This is a genomic window from Xanthomonas sp. 3498 (assembly GCF_014199795.1).
GTDB classification, from domain to species: Bacteria; Pseudomonadota; Gammaproteobacteria; order Xanthomonadales; family Xanthomonadaceae; genus Xanthomonas_A; species Xanthomonas_A rydalmerensis.
Genome location: NZ_JACHOH010000002.1, coordinates 847,703 through 866,406 on the forward strand (window position 1 = coordinate 847,703; position 18,704 = coordinate 866,406).

General features: G+C 68.8%; 17 protein-coding genes. All 17 read left to right on the top strand.

Annotated elements, in window-relative coordinates; genetic code table 11:
* The first annotated feature begins 106 nt into the window (after positions 1–106).
* Positions 107–625 (top strand): flagellar basal body-associated FliL family protein, encoded by a 519-nt coding sequence (locus GGR66_RS08800; RefSeq protein ID WP_160967555.1) that lies wholly within the window; start codon positions 107–109, stop codon positions 623–625.
* Positions 626–637: 12 nt separating this feature from the next.
* Complete coding sequence (fliM, locus tag GGR66_RS08805; protein ID WP_160967557.1) at positions 638–1,645, top strand: flagellar motor switch protein FliM; 1,008 nt, start codon at positions 638–640, stop codon at positions 1,643–1,645.
* Positions 1,642–1,980 (top strand): flagellar motor switch protein FliN, encoded by a 339-nt coding sequence (gene fliN, locus GGR66_RS08810; RefSeq protein ID WP_160967559.1) that lies wholly within the window; start codon positions 1,642–1,644, stop codon positions 1,978–1,980. Before fliM ends, fliN begins: the two co-directional genes overlap by 4 nt.
* The gene (fliO, locus tag GGR66_RS08815; protein WP_184447976.1) at positions 1,977–2,393 is read left to right on the top strand and encodes a flagellar biosynthetic protein FliO; all 417 of its coding nucleotides are present in this window, start codon (positions 1,977–1,979) and stop codon (positions 2,391–2,393) included. Before fliN ends, fliO begins: the two co-directional genes overlap by 4 nt.
* 2 nt (positions 2,394–2,395) lie before the next feature.
* A complete protein-coding gene (gene fliP, locus GGR66_RS08820; RefSeq protein ID WP_160967586.1) occupies positions 2,396–3,226 on the top strand; it encodes a flagellar type III secretion system pore protein FliP in 831 nt (276 codons plus the stop codon).
* 4 nt (positions 3,227–3,230) lie between these two features.
* Entirely contained in the window at positions 3,231–3,500 is a 270-nt protein-coding gene (locus GGR66_RS08825; RefSeq protein WP_010343869.1) for a flagellar biosynthetic protein FliQ, read from the top strand.
* 637 nt (positions 3,501–4,137) lie between these two features.
* Entirely contained in the window at positions 4,138–4,929 is a 792-nt protein-coding gene (gene fliR / locus GGR66_RS08830) for a flagellar biosynthetic protein FliR (protein WP_184447977.1), read from the top strand.
* 235 nt (positions 4,930–5,164) lie between these two features.
* Complete coding sequence (locus GGR66_RS08835; protein ID WP_184447978.1) at positions 5,165–8,065, top strand: ligand-binding sensor domain-containing diguanylate cyclase; 2,901 nt, start codon at positions 5,165–5,167, stop codon at positions 8,063–8,065.
* Between the two features lie 102 nt (positions 8,066–8,167).
* Entirely contained in the window at positions 8,168–9,298 is a 1,131-nt protein-coding gene (gene flhB, locus GGR66_RS08840) for a flagellar biosynthesis protein FlhB (RefSeq protein ID WP_184447979.1), read from the top strand.
* A 17-nt stretch (positions 9,299–9,315) separates the two neighbouring features.
* Positions 9,316–11,376, top strand: a complete 2,061-nt coding sequence (gene flhA, locus GGR66_RS08845; RefSeq protein WP_184448123.1) for a flagellar biosynthesis protein FlhA — start codon at positions 9,316–9,318, stop codon at positions 11,374–11,376.
* Between the two features lie 176 nt (positions 11,377–11,552).
* Positions 11,553–13,187: a flagellar biosynthesis protein FlhF gene (gene flhF / locus GGR66_RS08850; protein ID WP_184447980.1), complete on the top strand. Its 1,635-nt coding sequence runs from the start codon at positions 11,553–11,555 to the stop codon at positions 13,185–13,187.
* Positions 13,174–14,058: a P-loop NTPase gene (locus GGR66_RS08855; protein ID WP_010341540.1), complete on the top strand. Its 885-nt coding sequence runs from the start codon at positions 13,174–13,176 to the stop codon at positions 14,056–14,058. Before flhF ends, GGR66_RS08855 begins: the two co-directional genes overlap by 14 nt.
* Complete coding sequence (locus GGR66_RS08860) at positions 14,055–14,804, top strand: RNA polymerase sigma factor FliA (RefSeq protein WP_160967573.1); 750 nt, start codon at positions 14,055–14,057, stop codon at positions 14,802–14,804. Before GGR66_RS08855 ends, GGR66_RS08860 begins: the two co-directional genes overlap by 4 nt.
* Before the next feature lie 19 nt (positions 14,805–14,823).
* Positions 14,824–15,216, top strand: coding sequence for a chemotaxis response regulator CheY (gene cheY, locus GGR66_RS08865; protein WP_010341542.1), 393 nt, complete (start codon positions 14,824–14,826; stop codon positions 15,214–15,216).
* On the top strand, positions 15,217–15,825 hold the full coding sequence (locus GGR66_RS08870) for a protein phosphatase CheZ (RefSeq protein ID WP_160967575.1): 609 nt from the start codon (positions 15,217–15,219) through the stop codon (positions 15,823–15,825).
* Between the two features lie 4 nt (positions 15,826–15,829).
* The gene (locus GGR66_RS08875) at positions 15,830–17,581 is read left to right on the top strand and encodes a chemotaxis protein CheA (protein WP_184447981.1); all 1,752 of its coding nucleotides are present in this window, start codon (positions 15,830–15,832) and stop codon (positions 17,579–17,581) included.
* A gap of 382 nt (positions 17,582–17,963) precedes the next feature.
* Positions 17,964–18,704, top strand: coding sequence for a flagellar motor protein (locus tag GGR66_RS08880; protein ID WP_160958704.1), 741 nt, complete (start codon positions 17,964–17,966; stop codon positions 18,702–18,704).

Below are 18,704 nucleotides of genomic sequence, written 5' to 3' on the forward strand. Positions count from 1 at the left end.
CCTGCGCGGCACGCGGCGGCACCGTCAAACACCCGGCGCGCCCGGCGCCCGGTTTCGGCACGGCGATTGCATCCTCAGGGGCAGACCCCCTTCAGGACGCCGCACTGTGTCAGCCCCCGACAAATCCAAGAAAGACGCCAAGGACGCCCCGGAAGGCGGCAAGTCGAAGAAAAAGCTGCTGATCATCGTCATCGCGGCGGTGCTGGTGCTGGGCGGCGGCGGTGCCGGCGCGTTCTTCTTCCTGAAGAAGCCCGAGGGCGGCCACGCCAAGGCCGAGGAGAAGACTGCCGAGGTTCCCAAGCCCGCACAGTACTTCGCGATGGACCCGGCGTTCGTGGTCAACCTCAACGGCGGCGCCGAAGACGGCCCGCACTACCTGCAGCTGGAAGTGCAGCTGATGACCCGCGATCCGGAAGAGCTGAAGCTGATCACCGAGAACGCCCCGGCGATCCGCGCGCATCTGCTGATGCTGTTCTCGCAGGTGCAGGCAACGGACATCGCCAACATCGACGGGCGCAAGAAGCTGCAGGCCGCGGCGCTGGCCGATGCGCAGAAGCTGATGACCGCCGAGACCGGCAAGAAGTGCGTGGAAGAACTGCTGTTCACCAGCTTCGTCACCCAGTAAGGCGATGCCGCGATGACCGACCTGCTTTCCCAAGACGAGATCGATGCTCTGTTGCATGGCGTCGATGCCGGCGTGGTGGATACCGAGCCGGCGGCGGCCGAGCCGGGTGAAGCACGCAACTACGACTTCTCCAGCCAGGACCGGATCATCCGGGGGCGCATGCCGACCCTGGAGATGGTCAACGAGCGCTTCGCGCGCCTGTGGCGGATCGGCCTGTTCAACCTGATCCGGCGCTCGGCCGACCTGTCGGTGCGCGGCATCGACCTGATCAAGTTCAACGACTACATGCACTCGCTGTACGTGCCGAGCAACCTGAACCTGATCAAGTTCAAGCCGCTGCGCGGCACCGGCCTGATCGTGTTCGAGCCGACCCTGGTGTTCACCGTGGTCGACAACTTCTTCGGCGGCGACGGCCGCTACCCCACCCGCATCGAAGGCCGCGAATTCACCCCGACCGAGATGCGGGTGATCCAGCTGATGCTCAAGCAGACCTTCGCCGACCTGGCCGAAGCCTGGGCGCCGGTGATGGAGGTGGACTTCGAGTACATCAATTCCGAGGTCAACCCGCACTTCGCCAACATCGTCACCCCGCGCGAGTACGTGGTGGTCAGCCGCTTCCACGTGGAGCTGGAAGGCGGCGGCGGCGAGATCCACGTGACCCTGCCGTACTCGATGCTGGAGCCGATCCGCGAACTGCTCGACGCCGGCATCCAGAGCGACCGCGTCGACCGCGACGAAAGCTGGAACATCATGCTGCGCGAGCAGCTGTTCGGCTCGGAGGTCACCATTTCCAGCGTGCTGGCGCAGAAGCAGATGAGCCTGCGCGAGCTGACCCGGTTGAAGATCGGCGACGTGCTCCCGATCGACCTGCCCAAGCAGGTGCCGCTGTGCGTGGAGAACATCCCGGTGTTCACCGGCGAGTTCGGCATCTCGCGCGGCCAGAACGCGGTGAAGATCACCGCCACCCATCCCCCCGGCGCGCTGCGCCGTCGTCCCGCTCTCCAGGAAGACCTGCCATGACCCAGACCGATCCCACCCAGCCGGCGCCGGCCCAGTTCGACAGCCTGCAGCCGGATGCCACGGCCGAGTCCAACGACCTGAACCTGGACGTGATCCTGGATGTGCCGGTGACGCTGTCGCTGGAAGTGGGCCGCAGCCGCATTCCGATCCGCAACCTGCTGCAGCTCAACCAGGGTTCGGTGGTGGAACTGGAGCGCGGCGCCGGCGAGCCGCTGGACGTGTACGTCAACGGCACCCTGATCGCGCACGGCGAAGTGGTGACCATCAACGACCGTTTCGGCGTGCGCCTGACCGACGTGGTCAGCCCCAGCGAGCGCATCCGGAGACTGCGGTGAGCTTGCTGCTCGCCATCGCCACGCAGACCGCAAAGCACGGTGCGGGCGTCGGCAACGCGGCGCCGTCGGCGCCCAGCCTGCTCGGTGCGGTGTTCGCGCTGCTGCTGGTGCTGGGCCTGATCCTGGCCATGGCCTGGGTGCTCAAGCGCCTGCCCGGCAGCGGCTTCCGCCCGGCCCAGGGCCTGCGCGTGGTCGCCAGCCTGGCGGTCGGCGCCAAGGAGCGGGTGGTGGTGGTCGAGGTCAATGGCGAACAGCTGTTGCTCGGCGTGTCGCCCGGCGGGGTACGCACCTTGCATCAGTTGCCCGAGCCGCTGCCGCAGGCCCCCGCGCCGACCCTGCCTTCGCTCAAGCAGTTCAAGCAGCTTCCCGATTTCGCTCAGCTTCTGGCGCAGAAGCTGCGCAAGGACAAATGACCATGCCGTTTTTCTGGAACCGCAACGCTCGCCGCCTGCGCCTGCTGCTGATCCTGCTGGCCCTGAGCCTGCTGCCCGCGTTCGCCTGGGCGCAGGCCAATCCGGCGCCGGCCACCACGCCGACCGCGCAGAACCCGCAGAACGCCGCGCCCACCCTGCCCTCGCTACCGGAGGTCAACGTCGGCAAGATCGGCGCGCAGCCGGTGAGCCTGCCGCTGCAGACCCTGCTGCTGATGACGGCCATCACCTTGCTGCCGTCGCTGCTGCTGGTGCTGACCGCCTTCACCCGCATCACCATCGTGCTCGGCCTGCTGCGGCAGGCGCTGGGCACCGGGCAGACGCCGTCCAACCAGGTGCTGATGGGCCTGGCGCTGTTCCTGACCGCGCTGGTGATGATGCCGGTCTGGGAAAAGGCCTGGGGCCAGGGCATGAGCCCGTATCTCAACGGCCAGATCGACTTCCAGACCGCGTGGACGCTGACCACGCAGCCGCTGCGCGCCTTCATGCTGGCGCAGGTGCGCGAGACCGACCTGATGACCTTCGCCGGCATGGCCGGCAACGGCACCTACAGCGGCCCGGACGCGGTGCCGTTCCAGGTGCTGGTGGCCTCGTTCGTCACCAGCGAGCTGAAGACGGCGTTCGAGATCGGTTTCCTGATCTTCATTCCGTTCGTGATCATCGATCTGGTGGTGGCCAGCGTGCTGATGTCGATGGGCATGATGATGATGTCGCCGATGCTGATCTCGGCGCCGTTCAAGATCCTGCTGTTCGTGCTGGTCGATGGCTGGGTGCTGACGGTCGGCACGCTGGCCGCCAGTTTCAACGGGGTCTGAGGCGATGAGTCCGGAACTGGCGTTGACCGAGTTGCGTGGCGGGCTGATCACGGTGTTGTGGGTGGCGGGGCCGTTGTTGCTGGCGATGTTGGCGGTGGGTGTGGTGATCGGTGTGTTCCAGGCGGCGACGCAGCTCAATGAGCCGACGATCGCGTTCATCGCGAAGGTGGTGGCGTTGACGGCGATGTTGTTCGCGACGGGGAGTATGTTGCTGGCGCATCTGGTGGAGTACACGACGATGCTGTTTCAGCGTATTCCGCATTTGATTGGGTAGCTGGGATGGCTGCGTCTGACGCTGCGCTTCTTGCTGCTGCATCGCTTTTGGCTGGGAACCGGCAAGAGCTTTCGCCTTGTGGCGAGCCTTCTGAACAGCAAGAGCTTTCGCCTTGCGGCGAGTCACTTTTCTTTGCTTGTGCAAAGAAAAGTAACCAAAAGAAAGCACACCCCGCCTTCGCGCCCGCTACGCGGGTCCGCTCCGCTGACGGGATTTTCGGACGGGGCTTGTCTGCTTCGCAGCCAAGTCCGGGGCAGTCGCCTCGCGGCGCCAGCCCGCCCGCCGGGGCGAAGCAGTGCTTCGCCTTTTCCCGGCGAGCCCTGCCCCGGCCGAAAACGGCGCACATCCCTGTGCGCCGCCCCCCTGCGGGGGGTTTTGCCCGCCAGCTCCGCCGCTGCGGAGGGGACCCGGTGGATCAAGAGCGAAACAACAGCAAAAACGACGGCAACCGCAAAAGCGACCGCTACGGCTACGGCTACGGCTACGGCTATAGCCGCTTTGGCTTTGGCTCCATTGCCGGTCGTGCTGTGCCCCTGGTTGTTTGGGGGTTCGCCGGTCTGTCTTCGGCTGCAAGGCGCCCGCGTCTCGCAGTTAGTGCTGGCCGTTCCTTCGTGATGTCTGCCGGGGCCTCGGGCTGATGGATGCCGCCACGCAAATGGTCGTCGATGGGTCGCGGGCGTTCGCGATGATCGGGGCCGTGCTGTGGACGATGCTGCGGATCGGGGCGATGTTCACGGTGATGCCGTTGGTCGGCACCAAGGCGGTGCCGGGACGGGTACGGGTGATCCTGTCGGGGACGTTGGCCATCGCGCTGGCGCCGATCCTGCCGCCGGTGCCGGACTGGGATGGGTTCAATGCCGCAGTGGTGCTGAGCGTGGCACGGGAGCTGGCGGTGGGGGCCAGTATGGGGTTCATGCTGCGGATGATCTTCGAGGCCGGGGCGATGGCCGGCGAACTGGTCTCGCAGAGCACTGGCCTCGGTTTTGCGCAGATGGCCGACCCGTTGCGCGGGGTCAACTCGCCGGTGATCGGCCAGTGGTTCTACCTGGTCTTCGGGCTGATGTTCTTCACCACCAACGGGCATCTGGCGGTGGTATCGCTGCTGGTGGACAGCTACAAGGCGCTGCCGATCGGCACCGCCCTTCCCGACGCCCAGGCGATGGCGTCGGTGGCACCGAACTTCTTCATGAGCATCATGCGCGGTGCGGTGACTTTGGCGCTGCCGGTGATTGTGGCGATGATGGCGGTGAACCTGGCCTTCGGCGCGTTGGCCAAGGCCGCGCCCTCGCTGAACCCGATCCAGCTCGGCCTGCCGGTGGCGGTGGTGCTCGGTCTGGCGCTGCTGGCAATACTGGTCGGCGAGATGGGGCCGCCGGTGCAGCGTCTGTTCGACGCCGCCTTCGACGCGGCGCGCGCGATCACCGCCTAGCCGGCACTCAAGCTGCGCCGTACTGCGGCCGATACCGGCAGAAGGCCATTGGTGTGACGCCTGGATGAGCGATGGCGCTGCCGCCCGTCCTTACACTGCCGGTCGCCGCCGCCCGCCCTTTCTTTTGCTGATACCGCCCCCGCCATGCCCCATTGCTCGTCCGCGTTCGCTCGTGTCTGCCCTCGCCGTCTCGCACGGCGGCACAGCGACGGCTGAGCGCCGCATGCGCAGGGTCATGGATCGATGCCTGCGATGGCTGCTGCTGTCGGCACTGGGCTGCGCCGGAGCCGCGCAGGCCCAGGTCATCCCGTTGCGGCACTACGCGCAGGACCAGGGTCTGCTCGGCCTCGCCGGCACCTGCCTGCTGCAGCGCCGCGACGGCAGCCTGCTGGTCTGCAGCGAGAGCGGCCTGTACGCCTTCGATGGCAACCAGTTCCAGCAGGTGCCGCTGCAGGGCCGCGGCGGCCACTACATCTCCGATGCCGTCGAGGACGCCCAGCGACGGCTGTGGATGGCCACCTACGATGCGATCTACGTCGACGACGGCACGCCGGCGGGCTGGATGCCGCTGGAGCACGACCGCCTGCCGTCGCACCATCAACTGAACCGCCCGCGCCTGGCCGCGCCGGACTGGGGCACGGTGGTCCTGGACGGGCGCCGCCTGCTGCGCGCCGCGCGCAAGGCCGACGGCATCGGCTGGGAACTGCACCCGCTGTTCGACGCGGCGACGCTGGCGCGGCAACCGGACTTGGCCGAGGTCCACGACCTGTTCGTCGCCGATGGCGTGCTGTGGCTGGGCTGCGGCAAGGCCTTGTGCCGGGTCGATGCCGACGGCCACGCGACCCGCTACGACCAAGCCCAGGGCTTGCAGCGCGAGGTCTGGCGCAGCGCGGTGCGTGACCGCGCCGGCACCCTGTGGGTGCTCGGCGAGCGCCAAGTGATGCGGCTGCCGGCCGGCGCCTCACGCTTCCAGGAACAGACGCCGCCTGGACTGGACGGACCGGGCCTGCTGACGCGGCGCACGCAGATCCTGCTCGACCCGCAGGGCCGCGTGCTGGTGCGCACCGACAGAGGCCTGGCGCGCTGGGAGCACGGCCGCTGGCACAGCTTCGACCGCCGCAATGGCCTGCCCGAGGGCAATATCGTCGCCATGCGCTTCGACCAGGCCGGCGACCTGTGGCTGAGCATGGACGGCGAAGGCGTCTTGCGCTGGACCGGCTATGGCTGGATCGAGAACTGGGACGTGTCGCAGGGCATCAGCCGCGCACCGACCTGGAGCATCCAGCGCACCCAGCAGGGCGATCTGCTGGCCGGCAACGAGGGCGGCATCGATCGGCTGCGCGAAGACGGGCGCTTCCAGCGCTGGGCCAGCGCCAACGGCACACAGATGATCGGGCTGCAGCGTGCCGCCGACGGCACCCTGTGGAGCATCGGCTCGGTAGGCGTGCTGCGCCACTACGACGCGCAGGGTCGATTGCTGCGCGTCTATCCGCCGCTGCGCAGCAGCGGCCGACAGCGACTGGTGATCGCCAAGCAACTGCTCGTGGATGCGACCGGCCGGGTCTGGATCCTCAGCGACGACGGCGTGTACCTGCTTGCGCAGGCGAATGCAGACGCGGAGCCGCAACGGCTGTCGACGCTGCCCGGCGGCGAGTATTCGGATATCCAGCAGCGGCAGGACGGTAGCGTGCTGGTGACCGGCGTCGCCGGGCTGTTCCGCCTGCGCGGCGACACCTGGACCCCGATCCGGTTGGTCGTGGACGGCAGGCCATCGCAGGCGGTGCTCAGCAAGCTGCTGGTCCAGGACGACGGCCAGGCCTGGGCCAGCCTGTACGGTCCCGGCGCCTGGCACGGCCGGCTCGACGGCGACACCCTGCGTTTGCAGCCTGCCGATGCGCAATTGCGCGACCTGCAGATCTACACCCTTCGCGGCACCCGCAATGGCTGGATCTGGATCTGCCACAACCAGGGCGTGGACGTGTTCAACGGTCGCGCCTGGTCGCGGCTGACCCAGGCGCAGGGCCTGCTCTGGAACGATATTTCCGAATCGGCCTTCCTGGAGGACGGCGACGGCTCGGTGTGGATCGGCAGCAGCCGCGGCGTCACCCACCTGCAGGATCCGACGCGGCTGTTCCCGGCGCAGGCGCCGCGGCTGGCGCTCAAGGAGTTCAGTCGCGGCGGCGTGGCCATCGCCGCGGGCGCGCGCCTGCCCTGGAGCGAGGATCCGTTGCACATCGCGGTCGGCTCGCCGGACCTGTACGACGAGCGCAACCGCATCAGCTTCCGCTATCGCTTCGAGGGCGCACACACCCGCTGGCTGCATACGCCCAACTTCGAGTTCGAGCAACCGCCGCTGGCACCGGGCCGCTACGTGCTGGAGATCCAGTTGCTGGACGCCTACCGGCGTAGCGCCTCGGCTCCCCTACGGGTGGCGTTCTCGGTGGCGCCGGTGTGGTGGCGCAGCCAGCCGATGCTGGCGCTGTACCTGCTGCTCGGCGGCGGCCTGATGGTGGCGCTGCTGCATTGGCGCGAGCGCCGCCTGCACCAGCGCCAGCGCGAACTGGCCGACCTGGTGGCGCGGCGCACCGAGGAACTGGAGCACGACAAGCGCGAACTGGAGATCGCCCGCGCCGCGCTGGCGGTGAAAGCCTCGCACGACGCCCTCACCGGCCTGCTCAACCGCGCCGGCATCCTCGAGGCGCTGGCCGCGCAGATGCGCCGCAGCGAGGCCGAACAGACCGCGCTGGCGGTGGCGATGATCGACCTGGACCATTTCAAGCGGATCAACGACGAGCACGGCCATCTGGTCGGCGATGCGGTGCTGATCGAGGTGGCGCGGCGCCTGGGCGCCAATCTGCGCGACGCCGACCTGGTCGGCCGCTACGGCGGCGAGGAACTGCTGGCGATGCTGCCCGGCTTGCCGCCGAGCTGCGGCGAGCGGCTGCAGGCCCTGCGCGCCACCATCGCCGGGCAACCGCTGCGCATCGGCGAGCGGCAGTTGGCGATCACCGCCTCGATCGGCGTGGCCTGGTACCGGCCCGGCGAATCCCTGCAGCAGTTGCTGGCGCGTGCCGATGCGGCGCTGTACCAGGCCAAGCGCCTGGGCCGCGACCGGGTGGAACTGCAGCCCGCCTGACCGCGGCCGGAAGGCCCCGCCGCGGCAGTCTCGGAGAGTCGGGCCAGGACCGGCACGGTCCTTGCAGTGCGCAGGGTCGATCCTGGCCGAGCGCATCCCCCGATGTCCGAGAGCGAAGAAGGCGCAGAGCGCACAGAACAGCCAACAGACAAACGCCTGCGCGAAGCCCGCGAACAGGGCAACATCCCGCATTCGCGCGAGCTGGCGACGGCGGCGGTGTTCAGCGCCGGGGTCTTCGCGCTGATGGGCCTGTCCACCTCGCTGACCGCCGGCGTCGTGTCCTGGCTGAAGCAGGCGCTGCGCCCGGACCTGTCGATGCGCGCCCATCCGGAGGCGATGTTCGGCCATTTCGGCGAACTGCTGCTGAACCTGCTCTGGGTGGTGTTGCCGCTGGTCGGCATCTGCCTTGCCGCCAGTTTCGCCGCGCCGGTGCTGATGGGCACCCTGCGCTTCTCCGGCCAGGCGCTGATCCCCAAGTTCGACCGGCTCAACCCGATGGCCGGGCTGAGCCGCATGTACGGCGCCGAGACCATCGCCGAACTGCTGAAATCGATCCTGCGCATGGCCTTCGTCGGCGGCGCCGCGATGCTGTGCCTGTGGGGCAGCGTCGATTTCCTGCGCGGGCTGCTGCTGCAGCCGCTGGAACAGGCCGTCGGCCACGGCCTGGGCTTCACCCTGCGGCTGCTGCTGTACACCGCCGGCGCGCTGGCACTGCTGGCCGCGATCGACGCGCCCTATCAGAAGTGGAATTACATCCGCAAATTGAAGATGACCCGCGAGGAAGTGCGCCGGGAAATGAAGGAAAGCGACGGCAGCCCCGAGGTCAAGGGCCGCATCCGCCAGATGCAGATGCAGATGTCGCAGCGGCGGATGATGGAAGCCATCCCCAAGGCCGACGTGGTGGTGGTCAACCCCACCCACTATGCGGTGGCGCTGAAGTACGAGAGCGGGCGCATGCGCGCCCCCACCGTGGTGGCCAAGGGCGTGGACGAAATCGCCTTCCGCATCCGCGAGGTCGGCGAGCAGCATCGGGTGGCGGTGATCTCGGCGCCGCCTTTGGCACGCGCCTTGTATAGGGAAGGCGAACTCGGCAAGGAAATTCCCGTGAGACTGTATTCCGCGGTGGCGCAGGTCCTCTCGTACGTCTACCAGCTGCGCGCCTGGCGCACTGGGCCGATGCCGCCGTTGCCGCCGTTGGAAGTGGATGAATTCGCCCCGGGGAGCCAGCCATGAGTCAGCCCGCCGCGCAGATGAATACGCGCAAAGTCATGGACATGATCAAGCACGGGCTCGGCGCCCCGGTGATCGTGTTGCTGATGCTGGCGATGGTGGTGGTGCCGCTGGCCGCCCCGGTGCTGGACGCCCTGTTCACCTTCAACATCGCCATCTCGCTGATGGTGTTGCTGGCGGTGGTGTACGTGAAGCGGCCGCTGGAGTTCAGCATCTTCCCGATCGTGCTGCTGATGACCACGATGCTGCGCCTGGCGCTGAACGTGGCCTCCACCCGCGTGATCCTGATCAACGGCCAGGACGGCCACGGCGCCGCCGGCAAGGTGATCGAGGCCTTCGGCGAATTCGTGATCGGCGGCAACTATGCGGTCGGCATCGTGGTGTTCGCGATCCTGACCATCATCAACTTCGTGGTCATCACCAAGGGCGCCGGGCGCGTGTCGGAAGTGACCGCGCGCTTCATCCTCGACGCCATGCCCGGCAAGCAGATGGCAATCGACGCCGACCTCAACGCCGGCCTGCTGACCCGCGAGGAAGCCAAGGCCCGCCGCGAGGAAGTGCGCGAGGAAGCGGACTTCTACGGCTCGATGGACGGTGCCAGCAAGTTCATCCGCGGCGACGCCATCGCCGGCATCCTGATCCTGTTCATCAACCTGATCGGCGGCATGGCGGTCGGCGTGCTGCAGCATGGCATGCCGGTGGGACAGGCCGCCTCCACCTACACCCTGCTGTCGATCGGCGACGGCCTGGTCGCGCAGTTGCCGGCGCTGCTGGTGTCCTCGGCGGTGGCGATGCTGGTCACCCGCGCCTCGCGCTCGCAGGACATGGGCGCGTCCATGATGGGCCAGGTGTTCGGCCAGCATAAGGCGCTGGCGGTGGCCGCGGCGATCATGGGCCTGGTCGGCCTGATCCCGGGCATGCCCAACGTCGCTTTCTTGACGCTGGCGCTGATCCTGGGCCTGCTGGCCTGGAAGATGTGGAAGCGCAGCCTGCAGCCGACCCCGGCCGCCGCCGAGGCGGCGCCGCAGGCCGCGGCCGCGGCCCAGGCCAATGCCGAACTGGGCTGGGACGAACTGCGTCCGATCGACCCGCTGGGCCTGGAGGTCGGCTACCGCCTGATCCCGCTGGTGGACAAGGCCCAGGGCGGCGAGCTGATGGCACGCATCAAGGGCGTACGCCGCAAGCTGACCCAGGACATCGGCTTCCTGGTGCCGCCGGTACACATCCGCGACAACCTGGAACTGCCCGCCAACGCCTACCGCCTGCTGGTGCACGGGGTGCCGGTGGCCACCGCCGACATCCACCCGGACCGCGAACTGGCGCTGGACCCGGGCGGCGCGCTCGGCAAGATCGACGGCATCGCCGGCAAGGATCCGGCGTTCGGCCTGGATGCGACCTGGATCCAGCCGCACCTGCGCGCCCAGGCCGAGACCATGGGCTACACCGTGGTCGACCCGGCCACGGTGATCGCCACGCACCTTTCGCACCTGATCCGCGAACATGCCCCGGAACTGCTCGGCCACGAGGAAGTGCAGCAACTGCTGGCGACCCTGGCCAAGAGCGCGCCCAAGCTGGTCGAGGACCTCACCCCCAAGGCGCTGCCGCTGTCGGTGGTGGTGCGGGTGCTGCAGAACCTGCTGATCGAGAAGATCCCGGTGCGGCAGCTGCGCAAGATCGTCGAGGCCCTGGTCGAGCACGCGCCGCAGAGTCAGGAACCCGGCGCACTCACCGCCGCCGTACGCAACGCCCTGGGCCGGTTCATCGTCCAGGAGATCGCCGGCATGGCCCCGGAACTGCCGGTGTTCACCCTGGCCCCGCAATTGGAACGTGTCTTGCAGGACTCTACCCAGGGCAACGGCGCGGCGCTGGAACCCGGACTGGCCGAACGCTTGCACCAAAGTCTGGCGGACTGCGTGAGCAAGCAGGAGGCGCGCAACGAACCGGCAGTGGTGCTGGTGCCGGCGCAGGTCCGCGCCGCCCTCGCCCGCCTGGTCCGCCACAGCGTCCCCGCGCTGTCGGTCCTGTCCTACAGCGAAGTGCCGGAGGACAAGCGGCTGAAGTTGGTCGGCACGATCAGCTGATTGGCGGGGATTGGTGATTTGGGATTCGGGAGTCGCAACAGCGGGCCCGGCACGCGGAGAGAGACAGCAATGACACGAACGAACACAACCAGAGCAAGGCGACCGGATAGCAGCCATGCCATGGCGGCCTCCGCAACCAATCCCCACTCCCCAATCCCGAATCCCGGCACTCACCCATGAAGATCAAACGCTTTGTCGCCCCCGACATGCGCACCGCCTTCCGGATGGTGCGCGACGAGCACGGGCCGGATGCGGTGATCCTGTCCAACCGGCGTACCGACGAGGGCATCGAGATCGTCGCCGCCAGCAATTACGACGAGGCCCTGGTGCAGCGGGCGCTGGATTCGGTGCGCCCGGACGAGGCGCCACGCGCCGCCGCGGCGCAGGCACCGGCCGCTGCCGCGCCGCGCGCCGCCCGCAGCGATAAGGCCGCGGCCAGCCCGGCGATGGCGATGATGGCCGCGATCAGCGAGCGCCGTGGTGGCGCCGCGGCGACCGCCCCGGCCGCTCCCGCAGCGCGGCCGCTGACCCAGCCGGCGGCGCTGGCCGCCTCGGCCATGCCTGACGCGGGCGCCCCGGCTGCCGCAGCGCGCCCGGCCGCAGCGGCCAAGGCTCCGGCACCGGCCACGGGCCGCGCCGACTTCAGCATCCCCGAGGACGTGTTCCGCAACGCCCCGATCAGCGTGCCCATGCCCAGCCCGTTCGCTGCCGCCGCCCCGGCGCCGGCCGCCGAGGCCATGCCGGCCTGGCGCGACGACGTCGCCGCGGTGGCGCTGACCCCGGTGGCGAGCCCGGCCCCGGCCGCGCCCGCGCCGAGCGCGGCCAAGGCGGACGCGCCGGCCACTGCCGGAATCCCGGCGGCCGCGACGCTGGCGGCGGTGCCGACCTTCCCGGCCCCGCAGAACGACGAACAATTGACGCAGCTGCGCGACGAACTGGCGCTGATGCGGCAGATGATCGAGCGCGAGATGAACCGCCTCACCGACGAACGCCTGCGCGGTTCGCCGGTCCGTGCCCAGGCCCTGGAATTGATGGACGACTATGGCTTCGACAGCGGCATCACCCGCGACGTGGTCATGCAGATCCCCGCCGACCTGGAGCTGCACCGCGGCCGCGGGCTGATGCTGGGCCTGCTGTCCAAGCGCCTGCCGATCGCCCCGCTGGACCCGATCGAGGAAGGCGGCGTGATCGCCCTGATCGGCCCCACCGGCGCCGGCAAGACCACCACCATCGCCAAGCTGGCCTCGCGCTTCCTGGAGCGCCATGCCGCCCGCGACGTGGCCCTGGTGACCACCGACACGGTCCGCGTCGGCGGCCGCGAACAGTTGCACAGCTACGGCCGCCAGCTCGGCATCGCCGTGCACGAGGCCGACAGCGACGCCGCGCTGCAGCAGTTGCTGGAGCGCCTGGCCGACTACAAGCTGGTGCTGATCGACACCGCCGGCATGGGCCAGCGCGACCGCGCCCTGGCCGCCCAGCTGCACTGGCTGCGCGCCTCGCGTGTGGTCCGATCCTTGCTGGTACTGCCTGCCAATGCCCATTTCTCCGACCTGGACGAGGTGGTGCGCCGGTTCGCCGGCGCCGACCCACAGGGGGTCATCATGACCAAGTTGGACGAGACCGGGCGGTTCGGCAGTGCCTTGTCGGTGGTCGTGGACCACCGCCTCCCCATCACCTGGGTGACCGATGGACAGCGCGTGCCGGACGACCTGCACCGCGCCAACGCCGCCAGCCTGGTATTGCGCCTTGAAGATTTGCGGCGCGCTGCCGATAAGCCCTGTACTCCGGAGCAGACCCATGCCGTCGCGTGACTACGTCAATCTGACCAATGCCTTCCCCCTGTCGGCGACGCGTAGCGAACCGCTGGGTCCGGTGCGCACCATCGCCGTGACCGGCGGCAAGGGCGGCGTGGGCAAGACCAACATCTCGGTCAACCTGTCCATGGCGCTGGCCGACATGGGCAAGCGCACCCTGCTGCTGGACGCCGACCTCGGCCTGGCCAACGTCGACGTGCTGCTGGGGCTGACGCCCAAGTTCACCGTGGCCGACCTGGTCGCCGGGCGCTGCACCCTGGAAGAAGTGCTGATCGACATGCCCAACGGGCTGATGGTGGTGCCCGCCGCCTCCGGCCGCCGTTACATGGCCGAGCTGCCGCCGGCCCAGCACGTGGGCCTGGTCAACGTGTTCTCCGAGCTGCAGCGCGAGCTGGACGTGATGATCGTCGACACCGCCGCCGGCATCACCGACAGCGTGCTGACCTTCTGCCAGGCCGCGCAGGACGCGGTGGTGGTGGTCTGCGACGAGCCGGCCTCGATCACCGACGCCTACGCCCTGATCAAGGTCCTCTCGCGCGAGCGCGGCGTGGACCGGGTGCAGATCGTCGCCAACATGGTGCGCGACCTCAACGAAGGCCGCCTGCTGTACGACAAGCTGAGCCGGGTCTGCGAGAAGTTCCTCGGCGACGTGTCGCTGAACTACCTGGGCTGCGTGCCGCAGGACGACTGGCTGCGCCTGTCGGTGCAGCGCCAGCAGCCGGTGGTCAAGGCCTACCCGTCCAGCCCGTCGGCGCAGGCGATCTCCGAGATCGCCCGGCGCACCGCGCGCTGGCAGGCGCCGACCGCCCCACGCGGCAACGTCGAGTTCTTCGTCGAACGCATCATCCAGCGCGGGGTGGCCGCATGAACGCCGCCGCCCACTACCGCGCCGTCCAGCGCAACAGCGCCAACGACTACATCGCCCAGCACTCGGACCTGGTCCGGCGCATCGCCCATCACCTGGCGGCGCGACTGCCGGCCAGCGTCGAGATCGACGACCTGATCCAGGCCGGCATGATCGGCCTGATCGAGGCTTCGCGCAGCTACGACGCCGAACAGGGCGCCTCGTTCGAGACCTACGCCTCGATCCGCATCCGCGGCTCGATGATCGACGAGATCCGCCGCGGCGACTGGGTGCCGCGCTCGGTGCACCGCCGCGCCCGCGACGCCGCCTCGGCGATCCGCAAGATCGAACAGAGCACCGGCCGCGCCGCCGCCGCCAACGAAGTGGCCGCGGCGATGGACATGCCGCTTCCCGAATACCTGCGTTTGATGGAAGATGCCGCCCGCGGCCAGGTGCTGAGCCTGGAGTCGCGCATCGAGGACCATGGCGAGCTGGATACCATCGCCAAGGGCGGACCCAATCCGCAGCAGATGCTCGAGCGCAGCGAATTCGGCCGCGAGCTGGGCAAGGCCATCGCGCAGTTGCCCGAACGCGAGCAGTTGGTGCTGTCGCTGTACTACGAGCAGGAATTGAACCTCAAGGAAATCGGCGCGGTACTCGGGGTCAGCGAGTCGCGCGTGTGTCAGATCCATGGCCAGGCCACGGTACGGTTGCGCGGACGCCTGAAGGCGTTCGGTGTCGCCGATGCCGGTCTGGAAGACGAAGAATAGGAACCCTTAGGAGTCAGTGGTGAACAAGAACATGCGGATTTTGATCGTGGACGATTTCTCGACGATGCGGCGCATCGTCAAGAATCTGCTCGGCGATCTGGGCTTCACCAACACCGCCGAGGCCGAAGACGGCAACAGCGCCCTGGCCGCGCTGCGCTCGGCACCGTTCGAGTTCGTGGTCACCGACTGGAACATGCCCGGCATGACCGGCATCGATCTGCTGCGCAACATCCGCGCCGACGACAAGCTCAAGCACCTGCCGGTGCTGATGGTCACCGCCGAGGCCAAGCGCGAGCAGATCATCGAGGCCGCGCAGTGCGGCGTGAACGGCTACATCATCAAGCCGTTCACCGCGCAGACGCTGCAGGAGAAGCTGGGCAAGATCTTCGAACGCCTGGGAGCGACCGCCTAAATGGAAGCCACAGCCGAACGTACCGCCCTGATCGAACGCCTGCAAGGCGCGCTGGACGCGCTGGAGAACGGCGACGAGGCCGGCTGGCGCAGGGAGATCGACACCCTCGCCGCCTGGCGCACGCGGCCGATGATGCAGGGCCTGAGCCGGCTCGCGCGCGATCTGGGTCAGGCGCTCGGCGAACTGCCGGTGGTGCCCAGCGAGGCCGGCGAGCTGGACGACGCCTGCTCGCGTCTGGACCACGTGGTGGAGATGACCGAACAGGCCAGCCACCGCACCCTGGACCTGGCCGAGGAATGCCGCGCGCTGGCCAACCAGCTCGCCGCCGGCGGCCTCAGCGGCGACCAGGGCGAGATCCTCGACAAGATCCGCCACAACCTCACCGAAATGGCCCTGGCGCAGAGCTTCCAGGACCTGACCGGGCAGATCATCCGTCGCGTCGCCGGCATCGTGCGCCGCGTGCACGAAGGCTTCGGCGCGCTGGGTCTGCCGCCGAAGGAAGAACGCAAACCCGACGGCAGCCTGGCCGGCCCGGCCCTGCCCGGTCTGGACCGCCACGGCGTGTCGCAGAACGACGCCGACGACCTGCTGTCCGGACTGGGACTGTAATGCCATGAGCGCCGTACCCGACGACATCGCTGCCGACTTCATCATCGAGGCCCAGGAGATCCTGGACCGGCTCGGCGAGCAGTTGGTGTCGCTGGAGCAGGCGCCCGAGGACAGCGGCCAGCTCAACGCCGTGTTCCGCGGCTTCCACACGCTCAAGGGCGGCGCCGGCTTCCTGGCGATCAACGCCATGGTCGAGCTGTGCCACGCCGCGGAGGAAACCCTGGGCATGGCCCGCGCCGGCCAGGCCACCCTGCAGGCGCGGCACTTCGACGCCGCGCAGCAGTCGCTGGACTACCTGCAGTCGATGCTCGACGCCTTCGGCAGCGGCCAGGAGCCGCCGCGTGCGCCAGCGGAACTGATCGCGCAGTTCGACGCGCACGGCGATGCCGCCCCGGCACCGGCCCCGGCCAAGAGCGCCGCGCCGGCGCCCGCCCCCGCAGCGGCCACCGCCGCGGCCGCGGGGGATCTGATCAGCGACGACGAATTCGAAGCGCTGCTGGACCAGTTGCACGGCGATGCGCCGCCGACGGCCACGCCGCAGGCGCTGCAGCCGGCGCCGCGCGCGCCCAGCGCCGCGCCCAAGGCCGCGGCCGCCCCGGCCAAGGCCGCCGAACCCGAACACACCGTGCGTGTGGACACCAAGCGCCTGGACGCGATCGTCAACCTGATCGGCGAACTGGTGCTCTCGCGCAACCGACTCAAGACCCTGCGCGTGCGCCTGCGCGACGAGGAACTGGACCGCGCGGTCAGCAGCCTGGACATCGCCACCGCGCGCCTGCAGTCGGCGGTCATGCGCACGCGCATGCAGCCGGTCGGCAAGGTGTTCTCGCGCTTCCCCAAGGTCGCGCGCGACGTCGCCCGCTCCCTCAACAAGGAAGTGGAACTGGAACTGATCGGCGCCGATACCGAACTGGACCGCAACCTGGTCGAGGCGCTGGCCGATCCGCTGGTGCACCTGGTGCGCAACGCCATCGACCACGGCATCGAGGCGCCGGCGCTGCGCGAGGCCACCGGCAAGCCGCGCGGCGGCCACGTGCGCCTGTCGGCGCAGCAGGAAGGCGACTACGTCAGCATCGAGGTGCAGGACGACGGCGCCGGCATCGACCCGGAACGGCTGCGCGCCAAGGCCCGCGAGAAGGGCCTGATCGACCCCGAGGCCGCCGCCCGCCTGACCACCGAGGAATGCCTGCACCTGGTGTTCCTGCCCGGCTTCTCGACCAAGGCCGAAGTCACCGACATCTCCGGCCGCGGCGTCGGCATGGACGTGGTGCAGTCGCGCATCCGCGAACTCAGCGGACAGATCCAGATCCAGTCGGAACTGGGTCGCGGCAGCCGCTTCCTGATCCGCGTGCCGCTGACCCTGGCGATCCTGCCGACCCTGCTGGTGCAGGCCGGCGACACCGTCTACGCACTGCCGCTGGCGCGCGTGGTGGAAGTGCTGCACGCCCCGCGCCGCTCGCTGGGCTGGTTCGACGGCCGCGCCGTGCTCGACCGGCAGTCGCACACCCTGCCGCTGGTGGACCTGCGCCAGTGGCTCAACATCGACGCCCCGCAACTGCCGCTGCTGACCGTGGTGGTGCTGCAGGCCGGCGAATCGCGCATGGGCCTGGTCGTGGACCAGGTCCGCGGCCGCGAGGAAGTGGTGATCAAGCCGCTGCCGCGTTCCCTGCGCGGCCTGCCCGGCTACGCCGGCGCCACCCTCATCGGCGACGGCCGCCTGGCGCTGATCCTGGATGTGGATGGCCTGAAGGCCTGACGAGCCGGGATTGGGGAATCGGGATTGGGGAATCGTGAGAGCGGCTTCCCTGGCGCTTCTCTGCTTCTTGTAGGAGCGGCTTCAGCCGCGACGCGGTGAGGCTGGGACTCGGGAATCGGGATTGGGGAATCGCAAAAGCGGCTCGCCGCCGCATCGGTTCCACTACGGGAACGGCGATAACGCGCGGCGCAAGGCTCCCTGCCGACACGATCCGAACGATTGTGCATAGGCAACGCGGCAAGGTCAGCGCGTCGCGGCTAAAGCCGCTCCCACACCAAGCCGACCAGCGATCCGCGCGCGCTTTTGCGAATCCCCAATCCCCAATCCCCAATCCCGGCCCCACCCCCATCAAGTCCCAAGCCCCCTGGCCGATACCTCCTGCATGGACAAGCTCAGTCTCATTGGCCTGCTGTTGGCGATTCTGTCGCTGATCGGCGGCAGCATCCTCAAGGGCGCCGGCATTTCGGCGCTGTGGTCGCCGGCTGCGTTCGTGATCGTGATCGTCGGCACCGTCGCCGCGATCCTGGTGCATACCCCGCCTTCCGTGTTCCGGCGTGCGTTCCAGATCGCCAAGTGGCTGCTGTGGCCGCCGCCGAGCGATCGCCAGGCGCTGCTCAAGCAGATCGTGGAATGGAGCAACATCGCCCGCCGCCAGGGCCTGCTCGGCCTCGAGAACCAGGTGCCGCAGCAGCAGGATCCGTTCGTGCGCAAGGGCCTGCAGATGCTGGTGGACGGCGTGGAGCCGGAAGCCATCCGGCACATGCTGGAGATCGACCTGGAAGGCCAGGAACACTGCGACCTGGCCGCGGCCAAGGTGTTCGAGGGCATGGGCATCTACGCGCCGACCCTGGGCATCATCGGCGCGGTGCTGGGCCTGATCGCGGTGATGAAGAACCTGGCCGACCCGAGCAAGCTCGGCCATGGCATCGCCGCCGCGTTCACCGCCACCATCTACGGCATCGCCTCGGCCAACCTGCTGTTCCTGCCCATGGCCGCCAAGCTCAAGAGCGTGATCAAGCACAGCTGCGGCGAGCGCGAAATGATCATCGAAGGGTTGATCGCCATCGCCCAGGGCGAGAACCCGCGCAACATCGAATCGAAACTGGCCGGATTCTTGCATTGA

What these genes read in the sequence shown, in the direction of transcription:
- fliM (WP_160967557.1), top strand. Translation starts at nt 638, where the DNA reads ATGACCGACCTGCTTTCCCAAGACGAGATCGATGCTCTGTTGCATGGC.
- fliN (WP_160967559.1), top strand. Translation starts at nt 1,642, where the DNA reads ATGACCCAGACCGATCCCACCCAGCCGGCGCCGGCCCAGTTCGACAGC.
- fliP (WP_160967586.1), top strand. Translation starts at nt 2,396, where the DNA reads ATGCCGTTTTTCTGGAACCGCAACGCTCGCCGCCTGCGCCTGCTGCTG.
- GGR66_RS08825 (WP_010343869.1), top strand. Translation starts at nt 3,231, where the DNA reads ATGAGTCCGGAACTGGCGTTGACCGAGTTGCGTGGCGGGCTGATCACG.
- fliR (WP_184447977.1), top strand. Translation starts at nt 4,138, where the DNA reads ATGGATGCCGCCACGCAAATGGTCGTCGATGGGTCGCGGGCGTTCGCG.
- GGR66_RS08835 (WP_184447978.1), top strand. Translation starts at nt 5,165, where the DNA reads ATGGATCGATGCCTGCGATGGCTGCTGCTGTCGGCACTGGGCTGCGCC.
- flhB (WP_184447979.1), top strand. Translation starts at nt 8,168, where the DNA reads ATGTCCGAGAGCGAAGAAGGCGCAGAGCGCACAGAACAGCCAACAGAC.
- flhA (WP_184448123.1), top strand. Translation starts at nt 9,316, where the DNA reads ATGAATACGCGCAAAGTCATGGACATGATCAAGCACGGGCTCGGCGCC.
- flhF (WP_184447980.1), top strand. Translation starts at nt 11,553, where the DNA reads ATGAAGATCAAACGCTTTGTCGCCCCCGACATGCGCACCGCCTTCCGG.
- GGR66_RS08855 (WP_010341540.1), top strand. Translation starts at nt 13,174, where the DNA reads ATGCCGTCGCGTGACTACGTCAATCTGACCAATGCCTTCCCCCTGTCG.
- GGR66_RS08860 (WP_160967573.1), top strand. Translation starts at nt 14,055, where the DNA reads ATGAACGCCGCCGCCCACTACCGCGCCGTCCAGCGCAACAGCGCCAAC.
- GGR66_RS08870 (WP_160967575.1), top strand. Translation starts at nt 15,217, where the DNA reads ATGGAAGCCACAGCCGAACGTACCGCCCTGATCGAACGCCTGCAAGGC.
- GGR66_RS08875 (WP_184447981.1), top strand. Translation starts at nt 15,830, where the DNA reads ATGAGCGCCGTACCCGACGACATCGCTGCCGACTTCATCATCGAGGCC.
- GGR66_RS08880 (WP_160958704.1), top strand. Translation starts at nt 17,964, where the DNA reads ATGGACAAGCTCAGTCTCATTGGCCTGCTGTTGGCGATTCTGTCGCTG.